Origin of the sequence: Nodosilinea sp. LEGE 07298 (genome assembly GCF_015207265.1) — a bacterium.
Lineage (GTDB): Bacteria > Cyanobacteriota > Cyanobacteriia > Phormidesmidales > Phormidesmidaceae > Nodosilinea.
On sequence record NZ_JADEXE010000032.1, the window covers coordinates 1 to 16,464 of the forward strand.

At 48.9% G+C, this 16,464-nt stretch carries 12 protein-coding genes; all 12 read left to right on the plus strand.

Going from position 1 to position 16,464, the window contains the following annotated elements; all coding sequences use genetic code 11:
* Positions 1-668, plus strand: a 668-nt coding sequence (locus IQ273_RS06720) for a polysaccharide biosynthesis/export family protein (protein WP_194022405.1), incomplete at its 5' end; no start/stop codon positions are given.
* 168 nt (positions 669-836) lie between these two features.
* Positions 837-3,137, plus strand: a complete 2,301-nt coding sequence (locus IQ273_RS06725; protein ID WP_194022406.1) for a polysaccharide biosynthesis tyrosine autokinase — start codon at positions 837-839, stop codon at positions 3,135-3,137.
* 77 nt (positions 3,138-3,214) lie between these two features.
* Complete coding sequence (locus tag IQ273_RS06730) at positions 3,215-5,281, plus strand: hypothetical protein (protein WP_194022407.1); 2,067 nt, start codon at positions 3,215-3,217, stop codon at positions 5,279-5,281.
* A gap of 79 nt (positions 5,282-5,360) precedes the next feature.
* Positions 5,361-6,374 carry a hypothetical protein gene (locus IQ273_RS06735; RefSeq protein WP_194022408.1) on the plus strand — a complete coding sequence of 338 codons (1,014 nt, stop codon included), beginning with the start codon at positions 5,361-5,363 and terminating at the stop codon, positions 6,372-6,374.
* An 881-nt stretch (positions 6,375-7,255) separates the two neighbouring features.
* Complete coding sequence (locus IQ273_RS06740) at positions 7,256-8,563, plus strand: glycosyltransferase family 4 protein (RefSeq protein ID WP_194022409.1); 1,308 nt, start codon at positions 7,256-7,258, stop codon at positions 8,561-8,563.
* 247 nt (positions 8,564-8,810) lie between these two features.
* The gene (locus tag IQ273_RS06745; RefSeq protein WP_194022410.1) at positions 8,811-9,236 is read left to right on the plus strand and encodes a hypothetical protein; all 426 of its coding nucleotides are present in this window, start codon (positions 8,811-8,813) and stop codon (positions 9,234-9,236) included.
* Positions 9,237-9,290: 54 nt separating this feature from the next.
* On the plus strand, positions 9,291-10,583 hold the full coding sequence (locus tag IQ273_RS06750; RefSeq protein ID WP_194022411.1) for an ABC transporter ATP-binding protein: 1,293 nt from the start codon (positions 9,291-9,293) through the stop codon (positions 10,581-10,583).
* 34 nt (positions 10,584-10,617) lie between these two features.
* Positions 10,618-11,298 (plus strand): SAM-dependent methyltransferase, encoded by a 681-nt coding sequence (locus tag IQ273_RS06755; protein WP_194022412.1) that lies wholly within the window; start codon positions 10,618-10,620, stop codon positions 11,296-11,298.
* Positions 11,299-11,339: 41 nt separating this feature from the next.
* Positions 11,340-12,074 (plus strand): FkbM family methyltransferase, encoded by a 735-nt coding sequence (locus IQ273_RS06760; protein ID WP_194022413.1) that lies wholly within the window; start codon positions 11,340-11,342, stop codon positions 12,072-12,074.
* Positions 12,075-12,077: 3 nt separating this feature from the next.
* Entirely contained in the window at positions 12,078-13,010 is a 933-nt protein-coding gene (locus IQ273_RS06765) for a glycosyltransferase family 2 protein (RefSeq protein WP_194022414.1), read from the plus strand.
* Between the two features lie 144 nt (positions 13,011-13,154).
* On the plus strand, positions 13,155-15,461 hold the full coding sequence (locus tag IQ273_RS06770; RefSeq protein ID WP_194022415.1) for a radical SAM protein: 2,307 nt from the start codon (positions 13,155-13,157) through the stop codon (positions 15,459-15,461).
* Positions 15,462-15,479: 18 nt separating this feature from the next.
* A complete protein-coding gene (locus tag IQ273_RS06775) occupies positions 15,480-16,418 on the plus strand; it encodes a glycosyltransferase family 2 protein (RefSeq protein WP_194022416.1) in 939 nt (312 codons plus the stop codon).
* Positions 16,419-16,464 lie beyond the last annotated feature (46 nt).

A 16,464-nucleotide genomic window follows, 5' to 3' on the forward strand; every position in this document is an offset into this window, starting at 1 on the left:
GCACCTACACCATCGACCTCGAAGCCGAAACCAGCGGCGGCAGTGGCTCCAGTGCGGGCCGCCAGTGGCCCACCCTCACGCAGGTGATTCAGGAGGCCGGGGGCATTACCCAGCAGGCCAATATCAAAGACATTCAGGTACGGCGATCGCAGCTGCAGGGCGATGCTGTAATCACCACCAGCCTGTGGGATCTGATTCGCACGGGCGATATCAGCCAGGATATTCGCCTGCGCGATGGCGACACCATTGTGGTCCCTAAAGCTGTCGCCATTTCGCCAGAAGAATCGGTAGCGGTTTCGAGCGCTAATTTTTCGCCAGCAGAGATGCCGGTGCAGGTAGTGGGCGAAGTGGCCAGCCCCGGTGGCGTAACTCTGCCGGCCAACGCCACGCTAAACCAGGCCATTTTGGCCGCTGGCGGGTTTCAGAGCAGCCGTGCCCAAACCTCTACGGTGCAGCTGGTACGGCTCAACCCCGACGGCAGCGTTGACCAGCGTACGGTGGATGTCAATCTGGCCGCCGCCGCCAACGACACGACAAACCCCATTCTCCGCCCTAACGATGTGGTGATTGTTGACCGCAACTTCGCTGCCGCCACTGGCGATACGTTGGGCCTGTTGCTGCGACCTTTTACCTCTCTAACCACCGTTTTGCGCATTCTAGGATTTTAGTTGGGGGTTTAGCTCCCGCACCATAGTTGACCAACAGCAGTTGTATGACGCTGTACTTTAAAAGGCCGAAAGATATAGATCTTGCTTCAATAGACCTTGGTTAGGTCAGGTTTTGAGTTTTGAGCTATAAGTTTATGAATTCTTGGGGGTACTCCCCAGATTTACCCTATGCCTTTCCCCCCCTCCTCCACACCCCGCGAAACTAACGGCAATGGCAACGGTCATGGCCCACTCAGGCCCGAGTTTGTGCCTGTGATGGCTCCACCCTCCTTAGTCGAGAAAGGGGATGACATTGACCTCAATCGATTGGTGGGAGTGCTCAAGCGCCGAGCTGGAGTCTTTTTAGGGGTCGCAGCCCTGTCCTTTGGCGGGTTAACCCTCTGGCACCTGAGCCGTCCCCCGGCCTATAGCGGCAGCGTCAACCTGCTGGTAGAACCTGTCACTAATGCTCCCCCTGTAGGTCTAGAAGAGGTGGTTGGAGCCCAGGGCAGCAGGGGGGCATCAAGACTCGACTACGACAGCCAAATTCGGGTGCTGCGTGGCCCAGCGGTAATCGAACCCATTTTGACCGATATTCAGCGCCGTTACCCCAACATTACCTACAACGCGCTGCTCAGCCGCCTGTCGATTATTCAGGAAGGGGACTCAAAGGTGCTGCGCGTCTCCTACAACGCTGCTGACCCTGAGGTGGTCTCTTTTGTGCTGACCCAGGTGATCGAAGGGTTTGTCGACTACAGCGTGCAAGACCGCCAGGGCGATCTGCGCCGGGGGCTGACGTTTTTAGACGAGCAGCTGCAGGAGAAATGGCGGGAAGTTGAGGCGATTGAGAGCGACCTGAGCGAGTTTCAGAAGCGCTACGACATTGTCAACGTCAACGCTACCAGCGAAAGCGTGACCCAGCGCCTCAACCAAATGCTGGCCGACCAGGAGCAGCTGCGGGTAGAGTTAACAGCCATGGAACCGCTGTATGACAATCTGCGGGACCAGGTGGGCTTTGACCCCGATACGGCTATCCGGGTGGCCAACCTCAACGAGTCGCCCACGTACCAGGCGCTGCTGGGCGATTTGCGCGAGATTGAGCAAACGATCGCCGCCGAGTCGGCCCGGTTCCAGACCGACACGCCTATGATCGAAGCTTTGGCAGACCAGCGCCAGCAGCTGTTGCCCCTGCTAGAAGCCGAAGCCCAGCGGCTGGTAGGAGAAGCTGTGGAAGCCGATACCCTGGGCTACAAAGGCTCGGTGAGCCAGGGGTTGATGCAGCAGCTGGTGGACACCGCTAACCAGAGGCAGGTGCTGCAAACCCAGGATCAGGCGATTGGTCAGACGGTGCAGCAGCTACAGGCCGAAATTCAGCGGCTGGCCGATTTGTCGCGATCGTTTCAGCAGATTGACCGCGAGCTGACAGTGGCTGAAAGTAGCCTCAACCAGCTGCTGGCCAGTCGCCAGGAGCTGCGGCTGCAGATGGCCAGGCAGGCGTCTCCCTGGGAAATTATTTCTCCCCTGAATGAGTCGGGCATTACCAAGACGACCAATTTGCCCCGTAAGCTGCTGCTTAGTACGGTGGTGGGGCTCATGATGGGCGGGGTGGCGGCTCTGCTGCGCGATCGCATCGATCAGGCTTTTCACAGTGTTGACGAGCTGGTTAAGGCGACCCAGTTGCCTAACTTGGCTACCGTACCCAACGCCCCGGCCCTGCAAAAACAGCCTTTGCTGATGGCACCTGACCTGGCCGCCACTATGGCCGATGTGCTGAGCCAGAGCCAGAGCCCCGATAAGCTCTACACCTCCTTTAGCTTTGCCGAGGCGTTTTACTCCCTCGAAGCTAACCTGCGTATGCTCAGTTCTGACGTGCCGGTGCAGGTGGTAGCACTCACGTCCTCGGTACCGGGGGAGGGTAAGTCGACCATTTGTGCTCACCTGGCGATCGCGGCAGCCAATATGGGCCGCCGCGTACTGCTGATCGACGGTGACCTGCGCAAGCCCAGTCAGCACCTGCTCTTCGGCCAGCCCAATCGCCAGGGGCTGAGCGACCTGATTACCCAGGCCATCGAAGACCCCAACGACTTGGTGCTGACGCTGCCGGGCAACCCCAACCTGCACCTGCTGACCGCTGGGGCACGCCCTCCAGCCCCCGGTCGGCTGCTGTCTTCGCGAAAAATGCAGCAGATTACTGAGCAGTATCGCCGCCACTATGACCTAATTATTTTTGATACGCCGCCTCTAGCCGGCATGATCGACGCTAAGCTTACGGCGGCTCATGCCGATGGGCTGTTGCTGGTGGTACGGCTGCATCGATCAGAGCGATCGGAAATTCAGCGGGTGCTAGCCGATTTGGGCAACACTGCCCAGGCTCCTCTGCTGGGTCTTGTCGTCAACGGTGTGCCCCAGAGTCGGCAGAGTGGCTACGACTACTACTACGGCTACTATGGTCGGCCTCAAATGGCGGCTGGGCTAGAAAAAAACGTTTAGACAGAGGACGGTTTGATATCGGCCGCTAAACCAGCGATGGGTGTGGCAACAGTAACGGAGTGTGAGGAGCAAACGTAATGAAGCGTAAGGCAAAACCATTGATTACCGGCGGGCTGTTGGGGCTAGCCGGACTAGGGCTACTGCCTCGGGGCGCAGAGGCAAGCCCCGATTTGCCGACAGTTGTTCCCGATCCGAGTTTGGGGGCAGCTCTAGCCGAGGATCCGCACCCGGTAGTTACCCCAGAGCCTTCGGCCCAAATCACCGCCCCCCAGACCGACGATCAAGGCACTGCTCAACCAGCCTGGTCCCCCGAGGCTGATCAACCTGTGGTGGCAGCCGCCGCTGCGGCTGCCGCAGAACCCGCTGGTGCGACCAGTCCCCCACCTGAGTTAACTGAAGCCGCAGTTGCGGTGCCAGAGACTGCGGCTACAGAAATTTCGACTCCAGAAACTGCGGCTTCAGAAACTGCGGCTTCAGAAACTGCGGCTTCAGAAAGCCTGGTTTCAAATAGTTCAGAAAGTGCTACAGCAGTCCCTACACCCATACCCGAACTCGATCTAACCCCTACTGGTACCCCAAGCCTTTCGGAAAATGAGTTGGCTAATCTGCCGCCAACCCAGGTTGTGCCAGTGCCAGCAGCAGCGCCAGTAACGGGGCAGCCTGAAGCGACTGAAACGCCTGCGATCGCCCCCGCAGAGCCTCCTGCCGAGCCGAGCCTGCCTGCGATCGCCCCCCAGTCCTCAGCCAGCCAGTCCATTCCTCCGGAAACCGCACCAGCGTTGACGGCAACTGGCGAAAATAATGGTGACGCCACGGCCACTATGGCGATCGCGCCTGCCCCCGTGCCCGTAGATGCCCCTGTTCGCCCGACGAGGCCTGAGGCACCGGCACCAGCCGCTCGGCAGACTGCCCCAGATTTGGCTACGCTGCGATCGCGAGCCACAGCGGTACAGGCGCTGCTGCACGACCTGCGATCGGCTTACGGCATCGAAGATTCGCTGGCGGCGGTCGACTCAACCGCTACTCCAGCCGCCCCCAGCCGCCAGGTATCGCGGCCCGAAACGCTAAGTCGGGGGCCACAGCTACCGCTGCTGCCGTCGCGATCGACTCACCGTCGCCCAGCAGCCCAACTGCAAAAGCCCGTGGTGGCCGCTAGAACAGTTCCGCTCTCAACTTCTGCGGGTGATCAGCCTAGCGCTACCAGCCGAGAGCCACAGCCACCCGCATCACTGGGGCAATCCCCCAATGTCGCCTTGGCGTTGCCAAAACCACAGCCGGTCATGTCGACAGGGCGGGCCGACTTGCTGTCGTCCTCAGTGCCTTCAGTAGGGGTGGCCACTGCACCGCGTCTGGCGGCAGCGCCTCCGACGGTGACTACCGCTCAGGCTACACCGTCTGCGCCAGAGGCAGACCAGGTGCGCGACGAGCTGCGGATTGAACCGTTAACCACTGCTGCCGACCCGGCCCAGAGCTTTCCGCCCTCGCCCAATGCGGGTATTCCTTCTGGCTTTGGGGCCGACTGGGGCGATCTATTCTTCAGCGCTTCGCTATCGGGGGCCGATCGCCTGCGGGGCGAGGCCGATGGCAGCCTCTCAATGGGCTTTGGGCTGGGCGATGCGCGGCAGGCCGTAGGAGTAGAACTGGCCTACAACCTACAGAGCATTCGTCAGTTTGGTGACAATGGTGGTTTTGATGCCAAGGTGCACCGCCACGTCTACGGCAGCGACACCACTCAGGTAGCGGCTGCCGTAGGTGTAAACAACTTCGTCTCCTACGGGTCTAACGCAGCGGGTACTAGCGCTAGTGTGTACGGCGTTGTGACGGCGGCCCACTTGCTGCAGCCAGAGCACCCGGTCAATCGCTTGCCGATTACAGCCACGTTGGGCGCAGGGAGCGGTTATTTTTCTGGAGACAATAGCGATGTCGGCGTGATTGCCGGGGTTGGGCTACAGGTGCACCCTCAATTTTCGATTAATACGGCTTGGAGTGGTGTCGGCCTGAACGTAGGTGCATCCATTGTGCCCGAGCCCACCATCCCGCTGACCCTTAACCTGCTTTACGGTGACATCGGCAACAATACCCGCGCCGGTTCCGTCGCAGTGCTTAGCATTGGCTACGGCTTTAATTTTGGCCCCCGATTTTAGGCGGCTTTAGCAGTGGGCCCATCGCTCAATCCTCACGTCCACCTCAGCCTACATAACCCACCAATTTAGGAGAACAACCGTGGAACAACTGGCGGGCCGACTACGGCGACAACTCTGGCTCCTGCTGGCTCTGGTGAGCACTAGCCTGGCGATCGCAGTCCCAGGGCATACCGGCTCTGTGCCAACCGGCCAGGGTAGCGGAGTGACGGTGGGAGGGTCGTCAATTTTAACCATTGGCGCATCCTCTCTGGGCAGCGAGGAGCAGATTGCCTCAAACTCACCCAACGCCACCGTCGACCCTGCTACGGGCGAAGTAACGCTAACTCTCGCGGCACAGCAGAGCATCAATACTACGGCCAGCCAGATCTTGCAGAGCTTGCAAAGCACTAACCCTTTGCTGAACACAATTTTCACGACCTCAAGTGAGATTAACCTCGGCAGTCTCAGCGCCGCCGGGCCTACGGGTGAGGGCGACGAAGATGCGCAGACCATAGACGAGATTGCCGCTGCTGCCGCCAATGCGATCGCTAATGGTGAGAGCGTCTCGTTAATCAGCAGCCAGGGCACTTTAGGTATCGCTGCCCCTATCGTCGCCACTGGTGCCCTGCCAGGGGTATTGGTGGCTAGCGAGGGGGCAACCGTTGCCCAGGCCAACCCGGCTCCTACCCTGGCCACCTCTGCTGTCTTTGTTCCTGTGGGCGGTACGCCGATGGTGATGCCCCTGCGCGGCACCCTCGATCAAATTGCCAATGCTACAGGATTTTTAGCGGCCTCCTTTGCTGCTGGCCTGGCCCCTAATCAGGTAGCTACGTTTACTGAAATGGCCTTGGCTGGAGTAGATTACGTCGACCTAGTGACTCTGTACAACGCCGTTAGTGGCCTCCTGCCAACTCAGCCCCAGACCCAAGAGACGGTAGTGGCCCCCGTAGATGCCACCCAGCTTGAGTCGGCGATTCAAGCCTATAACCGTATTCTTGATACCACCGACCCAGCGACTCTGGTTACCTTGGCCCAGTTCGAAGATTTTGTGGTTTTGGGGCGATCGCTACAGGAGTTAAGGGCCGCCGTTGATGCCCCAACAGTATCGAACTAAATCGCTTTAGAAAATTGCACTCATTTAGAAGCGCTTGGAGACTATCTCTAAGCGCTTTTTCAAATTGTGCAACTGACTATGTGCAAGCCGTTCAATTTGGGGATTTTTTATAGGATTCATTGATTTGTCTAGTCAACATTGAGGGTAATTCTGCGATCGCACCCTAGGGTTAGCTCTAGCTGTAGTGTCAGCTTTGAATGTCAATCTTTCCAACCGAGCTAGATTAGCGATCTAAAGCGCAGGGCAGACGATTTCAAGTTGCTATTGTTCCCATTCTTCGTGAATAACTATGGTTCATGGCCAACCTGGCCAGACTGAATTAATTGATACATTCCCAGCACTACTTTGTAGTTCTTAAAACAGATTTTCTTTGAGAAATATTCCCTCAATAGGCTCGGCTCAGGCCAGTCTCACTTGATCCGGTCAATTTGCACAAAATGCAATATAATTATCGCCAATGTCTGATAAAGTACGGTATCCTTCTGCATATTCTCTAAACTAGGAGAGAATTGTGTCAAGAAATGTTGAAGTTTGCAATCGGGTCTTACTTAACCTGAACTGACCAAAAATCTTCTTTTGGCTAAAGTTGTCTAACTCACAGCGGGGAGTTCTCGCTGTAGGTAAACTGTTGGGTTTGGTCAAAGATGATAGTTTTTTTGGTAGCTGTTCTACCTGAAAAGACTATGTCTTGTTCTCGCAGCTTTTTATTTCAAATTTCGCTTTGATTGATTCCATATCAACCGCTCTATATCAACCGATAGACAGATGTATAAATACTGCCTTTAAGGCAGAAATTGTAAGGCCTGGCCTGATTTAACCGGAGGCGAAAAGAAACCGTTTGATGCCGCTCTTCTGCATGCAAGTAAAGGCTGATAAAGCTGATGAAATCGATTCATTTTGACTCGGGCGTATCTCCACAACTGTCAATCCTGACTCAGTTTTTTCCCCCTGATTATGCGCCCACTGGGCAGCTAATGGCAGAATTAGCCCAGGGTCTGAGTCGCCAGGGTCTGAGGGTGCAAGTGTTTGCCGGTCAGCCGGGCTATGCCTACGATCGCCCCCTGGCCCCTCAGCAAGAATTGGTCAACGGGGTAATGGTGCGGCGCACTCGCACGTCTCGCCTTTGGCCTCAGCGTATTCGGGGGCGAGCCGTGGGCGGGCTGCTCTACTGTCTCAGGTCACTGGTCAAGCTGCTACACCCGGCTCGTCGAGGCGATTTGGTGCTCGTCACCACCGAGCCTCCCTACCTGCCCGTGCTGGCCTATCTACTGCACTGCTTGTTTAAACAGCCCTACCTGTGCGTAATGTATGATCTCTACCCTGAGGTGGCCGTGGCCCTGAGTGTTGTGCCCAAAAACCACGGGCTTGCGCGTTTGTGGCACTGGCTCAATTGCCTCACCTGGCGACACGCCGAGGCGATCGTAGTGCTCAGCGGCACCATGAAGCAGCGCATTGTCGATCAGTGCCCTGAAATCAGCGACAAAATATCGGTCATTCACAACTGGGCCGACCCCAGGCTGATCCATCCTCGTCCTAAGACCAACAATTGGTTCGCTCGCCAACATGGGCTTAGCCAAGTGTTTACCGTGCTCTACTCGGGCAATATGGGCCGCTGCCACGACCTAGACACCATCATGGCAACGGCTCAGGCCCTGCGCTACGCGCCCGTCAAGTTTGTCTTTGTGGGGGGCGGGGCCAAACGGCAACCCTGCGCAGATCTGGCGCAGGCGGCGGGGTTGACGAACTGCCTATTTTTGCCCTATCAATCAAAGGGCGATCTCCCCTACTCGCTGACGGCCTGTGATCTGAGCCTGGTCAGTTTGGTGCCAGGGGTAGAAGGGCTAGTGGCTCCCAGTAAGCTCTACAGCAGTCTGGCTGCCGGTCGGCCAGTGGCGGCAATTTGTGAGTCTCACTCTTACCTGCGATCGCTGCTGTCCGAAGGAGGGTTTGGCCGTGCCTTTAGCAACGGCGATAGCACGGGCCTGGCCGACTTCATTCACACCCTGATGGCTAACCCAGCTTTGGTTAAACAGATGGGCGATCGGGGCCGTAGCTACATGCAGCAAAAGTTTACCCCCGAGCAGGGTGCTCTTCGCTATTTTGAAGTGGTTGAAACCTGTCTCTATGGATCTAACCCTGCCCCTGCTACCCACGCTTCGACGCCCAAGCCTGCTGCCTCTCGGCTATAGTCTTACCATTCGTCCGGCTGGCTAGAAATCTTAAATATTCTGGCTCTAGGTCTTGCTTAATTGAATAATTCCGCTACTCTTTCTGGCATGGAGCGGGCTTCGACGGTCTCAGGATCTCAGTCTCTCCGCCGTAGTCTTAGGGCATTAGCTCTAAGACCGTAGATAGGATAAGTGTGCCTAGGAATATGTTTTCTCCCGGTGCCCCCAGTGGCATTTGCACCTTAAACCCTCGCTATTCTTTATTGCCATGACGTCATCTCGTCGCAACCGCAGCCGGTCTAAACGGCGCGCCATCTACTGTCCTGACCACGGCACCTACCTCGACAGCGTTAGCCAAAAGTACCCGCTCTACACCACCCAACCCGAGCATTTGCAGCAGCGAGGCTTGAGTCGATTGCGATCGCTTACCGTGATTGCAGGCTACGGCACTGTTTCCCTAACAGGTGAATGGCTCGAAGCCTTTTGGTGCGACCATTGCCAAGAAACTCGCTGGTACCACGTCCACAGAACCACTGCCAACCAATACACGATTGAAATTGCCCCAGAAACCCTCTGGATGCAGGCCAGCGGCGTTATTTTACCCACCGGCAACCCCACCGTCAGCGAGTTTACCCGCCGTCAAGCCCGCCAAACCCAGTACCAGGGCATCAAAGATTTTCATCGTATTGGCTAAAGACATCCTTTAAAACGTCAGAATTGATCACGGCAACCTCTTACCAATGCTTTAATGTCTGATACCGTCATTCGCGTTGAAAATCTGGGCAAAAAATACATCATTGGCCATCAGCAGCAAGAGCGCTATACCGCCCTGCGAGATGTATTGGCCAACAAGGCGAAAGGTATTACCCAGCTTTTTAATCCAAAATCCAAAATCCAAAATCCAGCATTTGAGGAGTTTTGGGCCTTAAAAGATGTGTCGTTTGAGGTCAAACAGGGCGATCGCATCGGCATCATTGGCCGCAATGGCGCAGGCAAATCCACCCTGCTCAAAATCCTCAGCCGCATTACCGAACCCACAGAAGGGCGCATTAGCATCAAGGGCCGAGTCGCTAGCCTTCTAGAAGTCGGTACAGGGTTCCATCCAGAGCTAACAGGCCGCGAGAATATCTACCTCAACGGAGCCATCCTAGGGATGGGCAAAGTAGAGATTCGCCGCAAGTTTGATGAAATCGTCGCTTTTGCAGAGGTAGAGAAGTTTTTAGATACGCCGGTTAAGCGCTACAGCAGTGGTATGTATGTTCGACTGGCATTTGCTGTAGCCGCTCACCTAGAACCCGAAATTTTGGTGGTAGATGAAGTATTAGCAGTGGGCGATGCCGCATTCCAAAAAAAGTGCTTAGGCAAAATGGAAGACGTAGCAGAGCGGGAAGGACGCACAGTTCTATTCGTAAGTCACAATATGGCAACAATACAGAATTTGTGCAACCACATTATTTTTTTAGATCATGGGCAGGTTAATGCGCGAGGAGCACCCAATACCACAATTCAGCTTTATTTAAATGCGGGAGTCACTTCTCAAGAATGGAGCGACTTGTATAAAATCAAGCAGCGCAGAGGAGAGGGAAAACTAAGGTTTGTAAGGCTAGAATTGCTAGATTCTCAAGATAGACCAATTAATGCGGCATTGTCTGGGGAAAAATTAGGAATTAGGTTGTTTTTCTCCAGTTTCTCAGAAAAAACAACTTATAAAAATTGTCGCATAGGCGTTGCTATAACGACTATTTCCGGCACAAATATCGTGCTTTCTACTGAGATGATATGCAACGATGAAATCGATATCAATGATCAAGACTTCATAGACTTTTTTATTAAAAAGCTTCCTCTTTCTGAAGGAAATTATTCATTGACGCTTTTTGCTGAATCTAATGGAATTATTCAAGATTGGATAACAGAAGGAATTCAATTTTCTGTCGAAGGTGGTGATTTTTACGGTACAGGGAAGCCTTGTCCAATTGGTTATCAGGGGAAAAGCGTTCTCGTAGATTTTTCGGTAGCCAAAAATTCTTATGAGTATGCATAGAAAGCCATTACTTAACAGAGTTTCTCATAAACTCATGAGCTATTTCAATGTTTTTCCATGCGATAAAAATCTAGAAGTCTTATCCCACAATCTTAAAGAGAAGTATGGCTATCAACATACAAAAGTTTTACAGAAGCCAGTTGACGCTGACTATGAACCTTTACCTTGGTTTACATATCCAGCCATAGAATACCTAGCCCAACTAGATTTAAGTAGTAAAACAATTTTTGAGTGGGGTTCAGGAAACTCATCGCTATTTTTAGCAAGACGTTGCAAGCAAATTACAAGTATTGAAAGTAATAAAGAGTGGTACGAATACTGTAACCAAAAATTATTACCTAACCAAAAAATTCTTTTCCGAGAAGAATTAGAATTTGTTGAAGCCATAGATGAGTCACCCTCAAAATTCGACTTGATAATTATAGATTCCTTGCGTAGAGGTGAGTGTGCCAAGAAAGCTATAAAACATCTTAATAGCGGAGGGCTAATTATATTAGACAACTCAGACTGGCATCCTAATACTTCTGCTTTTTTAAAGGATAGTTGCAACTTATTGGAAGTAGACATGCATGGATTCGGGCCGATCAATGATTACTCTTGGACGACATCTCTGTTCTTCCATCGCGATTTTAATTTCTTTTCGAGAGAAAATAAGCAGCCTACAATTTCAAAGGCAGGAATTGAGCAAATATCGAAACACGATTATATTCAATAGTATTTCTTGTCTGTGTTTAGTCTAATTTCACACAAAGGCCGATGACCAAGAATGCTCTAGCAAAATACACTAGAAGAATAAGTAAAACTGTAAAAGTAGCGTTCCAGAAAACATTTGTTTACCATTTCCAGGTATATAACCATCACACCCTGTCTTTTTCTCAGGAAGGAGAAGATCGAATACTGGTTCGACTATTTGGACGCCAAGAAAATGGTTTTTATATTGATGTAGGTGCTCACCACCCTCAGCGGTTTTCAAACACCTATCTCTTTTATTTAAAGGGGTGGCGCGGCATTAACATTGATGCTATGCCAGGTAGCATGGATTTATTCAAAGCTATTCGACCAGAAGATATAAATATTGAAGCAGCGATTTCTAGCTCTTCAGAATGCATAACGTATTTCATGTTTGATGAACCTGCACTAAACGGCTTCTCAAAAGAAGTTTCCTTAAAGCGAAATTTTAGTTCTAGAAATAATATCGTTGGTGAGAAGTTGATAAAGACAAAGAAATTATCAGAAATTCTTGATGAGTATCTGCCAACAGGGCAAACAATTGACTTCTTAAGTATTGATGTAGAAGGGCTTGATTATCAAGTTTTGCTATCTAATGACTGGTCAAAATACAGGCCTAGAATTATTTTAATTGAAGAACTGTCTGTGAATTTAGATTCTATGATTTCCTCCTCTAGAATAAAATCTTTACTAGAAGGCTATGGATATAAACTATTTGCTAAAACCTTTAATACAACGTTTTATCGACTTATATCGATTTAGCTTATGTCTTGTTCTACCCCGGTCGTCTTTATCATCTTTCGTCGCCCTGATCTTACGGCTCAAGTTTTTGAAGCCATTCGTCAGGCACAACCTAAGAAGTTATTAATAGTAGCTGACGGCCCTCGCAATGGAGAAGAGACTGCACTATGTCAGCAGGCTAGAGCCATCACAGAAAATATTGATTGGAATTGCGAAGTAATACGAAATTACTCTGAGGTTAATTTGGGATGTCGTGATCGAGTTTCCACTGGCCTAGCTTGGACTTTTGAAAAAGTCGAAGAGGCAATTATTTTAGAAGACGATTGTTTACCACACCCATCATTTTTCCACTACTGCGAGGTTCTATTAGAAAAATATAGATTTGATACACGAATCATGCAAATAGGTGGGAATAATTCATTATGCACTCCTATTGACCTCAAGGATTCCTATTATTTTTCTGGCCTTGTCCATATCTGGGGTTGGGCCACATGGAAACGCTCTTGGAAACTATTTGATCCCAGTATTAAGAACTGGCCTATCATTAAAAATGAATATCCTGAGATTTTAGATATTTTTGAAAATCCTAGAAAAATTAAGGAACGAATTAGAACATTTGACAATGTTTTTGAGGGGAAAATAGATGCTTGGGGTTATTCTTGGTTATTTTGTGTGATTACTCAACATGGTTTATCTATATTGCCTTCTGTAAACTTAGTATCTAACATAGGCTTTAGAGAAGATGCTGCTCACACGACTAATTCAAATTCACCACGATCCAACCTTCCGAACAGGGAAATAGGCTTTCCTTTAAACCACCCTAACTTTGTAATTCGCAGCAGGTCTGCCGATCAGAAATATCTAAGGTTAGATAAAGCTAAAAATAGCTTAAAATTTATAAACTTTGTGCAAAACAGTTCGGCATTTAAAGTACTAAAAGATTTCTTTTCACGTTAATTATTTAGCTATAGCTAGATTTAGGTTTAGCTTACTTAAGCTAAACCTAAATTAGATTGCCTATTTAATATAGCTCTTTGCACAAAAATAACTGCATAAATAATCTATATTTGAATTACATTATGTTGAGTTTATCTAGAAAGTATGAGCAATAAAGTGAAAAACTATATAAAAGCTAACTTGGGATCTAAACAGTTAGGGTTTGCCAAAAAAATACTAAAAGCAATATCGCTGCCTCAACAAGCTTTTGATGAATCTGTTGGAGCATATTTAAACAATTTTTTCCCTTCAAAGCCTGAAACGCTTAATTTACTCGTTAATGACGTTTGCAACTCTCGTTGTCAGATGTGCTTGATCTGGCAGAATAAAAAAGATAAAGAACTCACTCCTGATGAACTGTCAGATATTCTGTCTGATGGTCTCTTTGAAAATATAAAATATATAGGAGTTAGTGGAGGAGAGCCAACTCTTCGTTCAGATTTACCAGAAATCTATAAGGCAATTTGTTCAAAGAGTCCAAAGATTAAATCAACTGGCGTTATCACCAACGGAATCATTCATGATGTTGTAAAAAAAAGGATTTTAGAATCAGCAGCAATCTGCCAAGAGCATGGTATAAATTTCAATATCATGATCTCTATAGACGGAATAGAAGAAATTCATGACATTGTACGAGGCCGAAAAGATAACTTCGAGTCAGCAGTCTCACTGCTGAAATTTTTCCATGAAGAAACAGATATCCCTACATCCTTCGGATGCACAATTACAACGTCCAATGCTCTTTATGTAGATGAGTTACTAGATTATGCAAAAGCTGAAAGACTATATGGTCGTTTCCGTGTGGCGGAGTATATAAATCGACTTTATAATGCTAAACAAACTCAGTTTATTCGTTCATTTGACGACAAAACATCTTATCATTTAGGTCTCTTTTTCTTTCGTGCTGAGCATGATTTCGAGACAGCTCCTTCTATTAAAAAAACTTACAAGAATATTCGTGGAATGCTTGCTGAAAACAAACCTAGGTTTATGGGTTGTCCTTATCAGTCTAAAGCTGTCGTTCTCTCGGCTAAAGGAGAGCTGTTATATTGCTCACCTAAATCACCTTCATTGGGTAGCACATTAGATAATTCAGCTAAAAAACTTTATTTTTCTAACCTATTTAAAAGAAAAGAAATCATAGAAAAAGAGTGCTCTAATTGCATTCATGATTATCATGTCCCCTTAACGGCTCGAGAAACTGTAACTTCTTACATTCAAGCAAAGAAAAGAAGAAATAAGTATTCATGTTTGAACTTGCTGAAATCAGCCTTCAAACTCTCAAGAAAAGTAGAAGTGATTGAAGTCCCAGCTAATCTCTCCAGTGAAAGTGTATTAGTTGTTGGTTGGTACGGAACAGAAACTGCTGGAGACAAGGCTATTTTATGGTCAATAATTAATAACCTTAGATCTCGTGAGCATCCACCCCAAAATATTTACTTAAGTAGTTTATACCCTTTCATCTCTCAATGGACGTTGAAGGAGATGAGTCTTGATAATATATCAATTGTTGAAACTTACTCAAAAGAATTTGAAGCAACTTGCAATAAAACTGATGAAGTCGTAGTTGGCGGCGGTCCACTAATGGATATTGAAGCTCTAGGTCATATTTTGTATGCTTTCATTCAAGCAACTAAGAATAACGCTATTACAAGAGTTGAAGGCTGCGGAATTGGCCCGCTCAAAAGCCCTCTTTATATGAGTGTTGTATCTGAAATTTTCATTTTATCAAGTCATATTACTCTTCGGGATAAAGCATCGACAGCCCGATCACTCCAAGAACTTTCAGCAGCAAAAGCAACTACTATCCCTGATCCAGCGACTGAATACGTTCGTTTTGTAAAGAACTCAGGTCTTTTGGAAAAAAGCAGGCCTATTCTTGGTGCTGGAAAAAATATTTCATGCTTTTTGAGAGAATGGTCAGTCGAGTATCGAGGCGATCTGAGTCAAGCTGAATTTAATGCTGTTAAACTTCAGTTTGAAAAACAGTTAGCTCAACTAGTGCTAAAAATATCTGACAAAAAAAAGCTAAATGTTCATCTACTGCCCATGCACACTTTCCATGTTGGCGGAGATGATCGTGTATTCAATAGAAAGTTTGCGAAAAAGATAACTTCCTTGGCTATAGAGAACCAAATACAAATTGATGTAGCTTTTGCAAGAGGCCCTATATCTCCAATTGAAATTCTTCAAAGCATGTACCACTCACAACTTAGCTTATGTATGAGATTCCATTCAGTGCTTTTTGCCGAAAACCTTGGAGTACCTTATCTTGCGATTGATTACACCAACGGGGGTAAAATTCGAGCTTTTCTAGAGAGCAAAAATAAGCTTGATAGACTAATTTCTTTGCAGGACATAGCTTTAGGTATCTGGCAAGACAAGCTTAAATGTATTGAAGAATGTGCTTGAGTTTATCTTGAACAAGCCATGCCTTGTCGCACCCCAATCGTGCTTTTAGTTTTTCGTCGCCCCGCTCTAACTGCACAAGTTTTTAAGGCGATTCGCAATGCTCAACCTACTAAGGTTTTGATAGTTGCGGACGGCCCCCGCAGCAAAGATGAGATTATTCTCTGCCAAGCAGCTAGAACTGCTACGGAACAAGTGGATTGGGATTGTGAGGTATTTCGAAACTATTCAAAAGAAAATCTAGGGTGCAGATATCGAGTTTCTAGTGGACTAGACTGGGCTTTTTCGATAGTCGAAGAAGCAATAATTCTTGAAGATGACTGTGTTCCTCATCCAGACTTTTTTACTTACTGCTCAGAACTGCTTGAGCACTATCGCTACGACCCCCGCATCATGGTTTGTTCCGGCAGCAACCAAGGTAACTTACCCATTAGCGGAGACGCTAGCTACTCTTTCAGCATCTTTCCCCAAATTTGGGGCTGGGCTACCTGGCGCAGAGCATGGCAAATGAATCAAGCTTCAATGCACTTTATGGAGCAACCCTATGTTCTTCAAAATCTTGAGTTGAGAGCAGCTTCCATCGGTTTAGATTTTAAACACTTTCTAAATCAGTGGCAACTCATTCAAGCAGGCAAACTCGACTCTTGGGCCTACGTTTGGACCGCATCTGTATGGCTCAACTCTGGGCTTTGCATTCGGCCTCGCGTAAATTTGATCGGCAATATTGGGTTTAATATAGATGCAACACATACCGTTGGCCATGCACCAAACTGGCTAAAAATGCCTACAGAGTCTATATTACCTATTCGCCATCCAGGCTATTTGATCCACGATCTTATTCACGACACGTTATTAGCTCAGCGTTTTTCTAAGCCAAAGCCATCTTTTATGTCGAAAGTGAAATTAACCTTAAAAATTTGGATAAAAACCCTTATAAAGCAAACTAGCTCTAGCTCTTAAAAATGCATTCTAGCTGTTAGTGCTATCCACAAGCAAATGATCTGCA

Coding starts and splice junctions, on each gene's coding strand:
- IQ273_RS06775 (WP_194022416.1), top strand. CDS start 15,480: ATGCCTTGTCGCACCCCAATCGTGCTTTTAGTTTTTCGTCGCCCCGCT.
- IQ273_RS06755 (WP_194022412.1), top strand. CDS start 10,618: ATGAGCTATTTCAATGTTTTTCCATGCGATAAAAATCTAGAAGTCTTA.
- IQ273_RS06770 (WP_194022415.1), top strand. CDS start 13,155: ATGAGCAATAAAGTGAAAAACTATATAAAAGCTAACTTGGGATCTAAA.
- IQ273_RS06765 (WP_194022414.1), top strand. CDS start 12,078: ATGTCTTGTTCTACCCCGGTCGTCTTTATCATCTTTCGTCGCCCTGAT.
- IQ273_RS06725 (WP_194022406.1), top strand. CDS start 837: ATGCCTTTCCCCCCCTCCTCCACACCCCGCGAAACTAACGGCAATGGC.
- IQ273_RS06760 (WP_194022413.1), top strand. CDS start 11,340: ATGACCAAGAATGCTCTAGCAAAATACACTAGAAGAATAAGTAAAACT.
- IQ273_RS06730 (WP_194022407.1), top strand. CDS start 3,215: ATGAAGCGTAAGGCAAAACCATTGATTACCGGCGGGCTGTTGGGGCTA.
- IQ273_RS06740 (WP_194022409.1), top strand. CDS start 7,256: ATGAAATCGATTCATTTTGACTCGGGCGTATCTCCACAACTGTCAATC.
- IQ273_RS06745 (WP_194022410.1), top strand. CDS start 8,811: ATGACGTCATCTCGTCGCAACCGCAGCCGGTCTAAACGGCGCGCCATC.
- IQ273_RS06750 (WP_194022411.1), top strand. CDS start 9,291: ATGTCTGATACCGTCATTCGCGTTGAAAATCTGGGCAAAAAATACATC.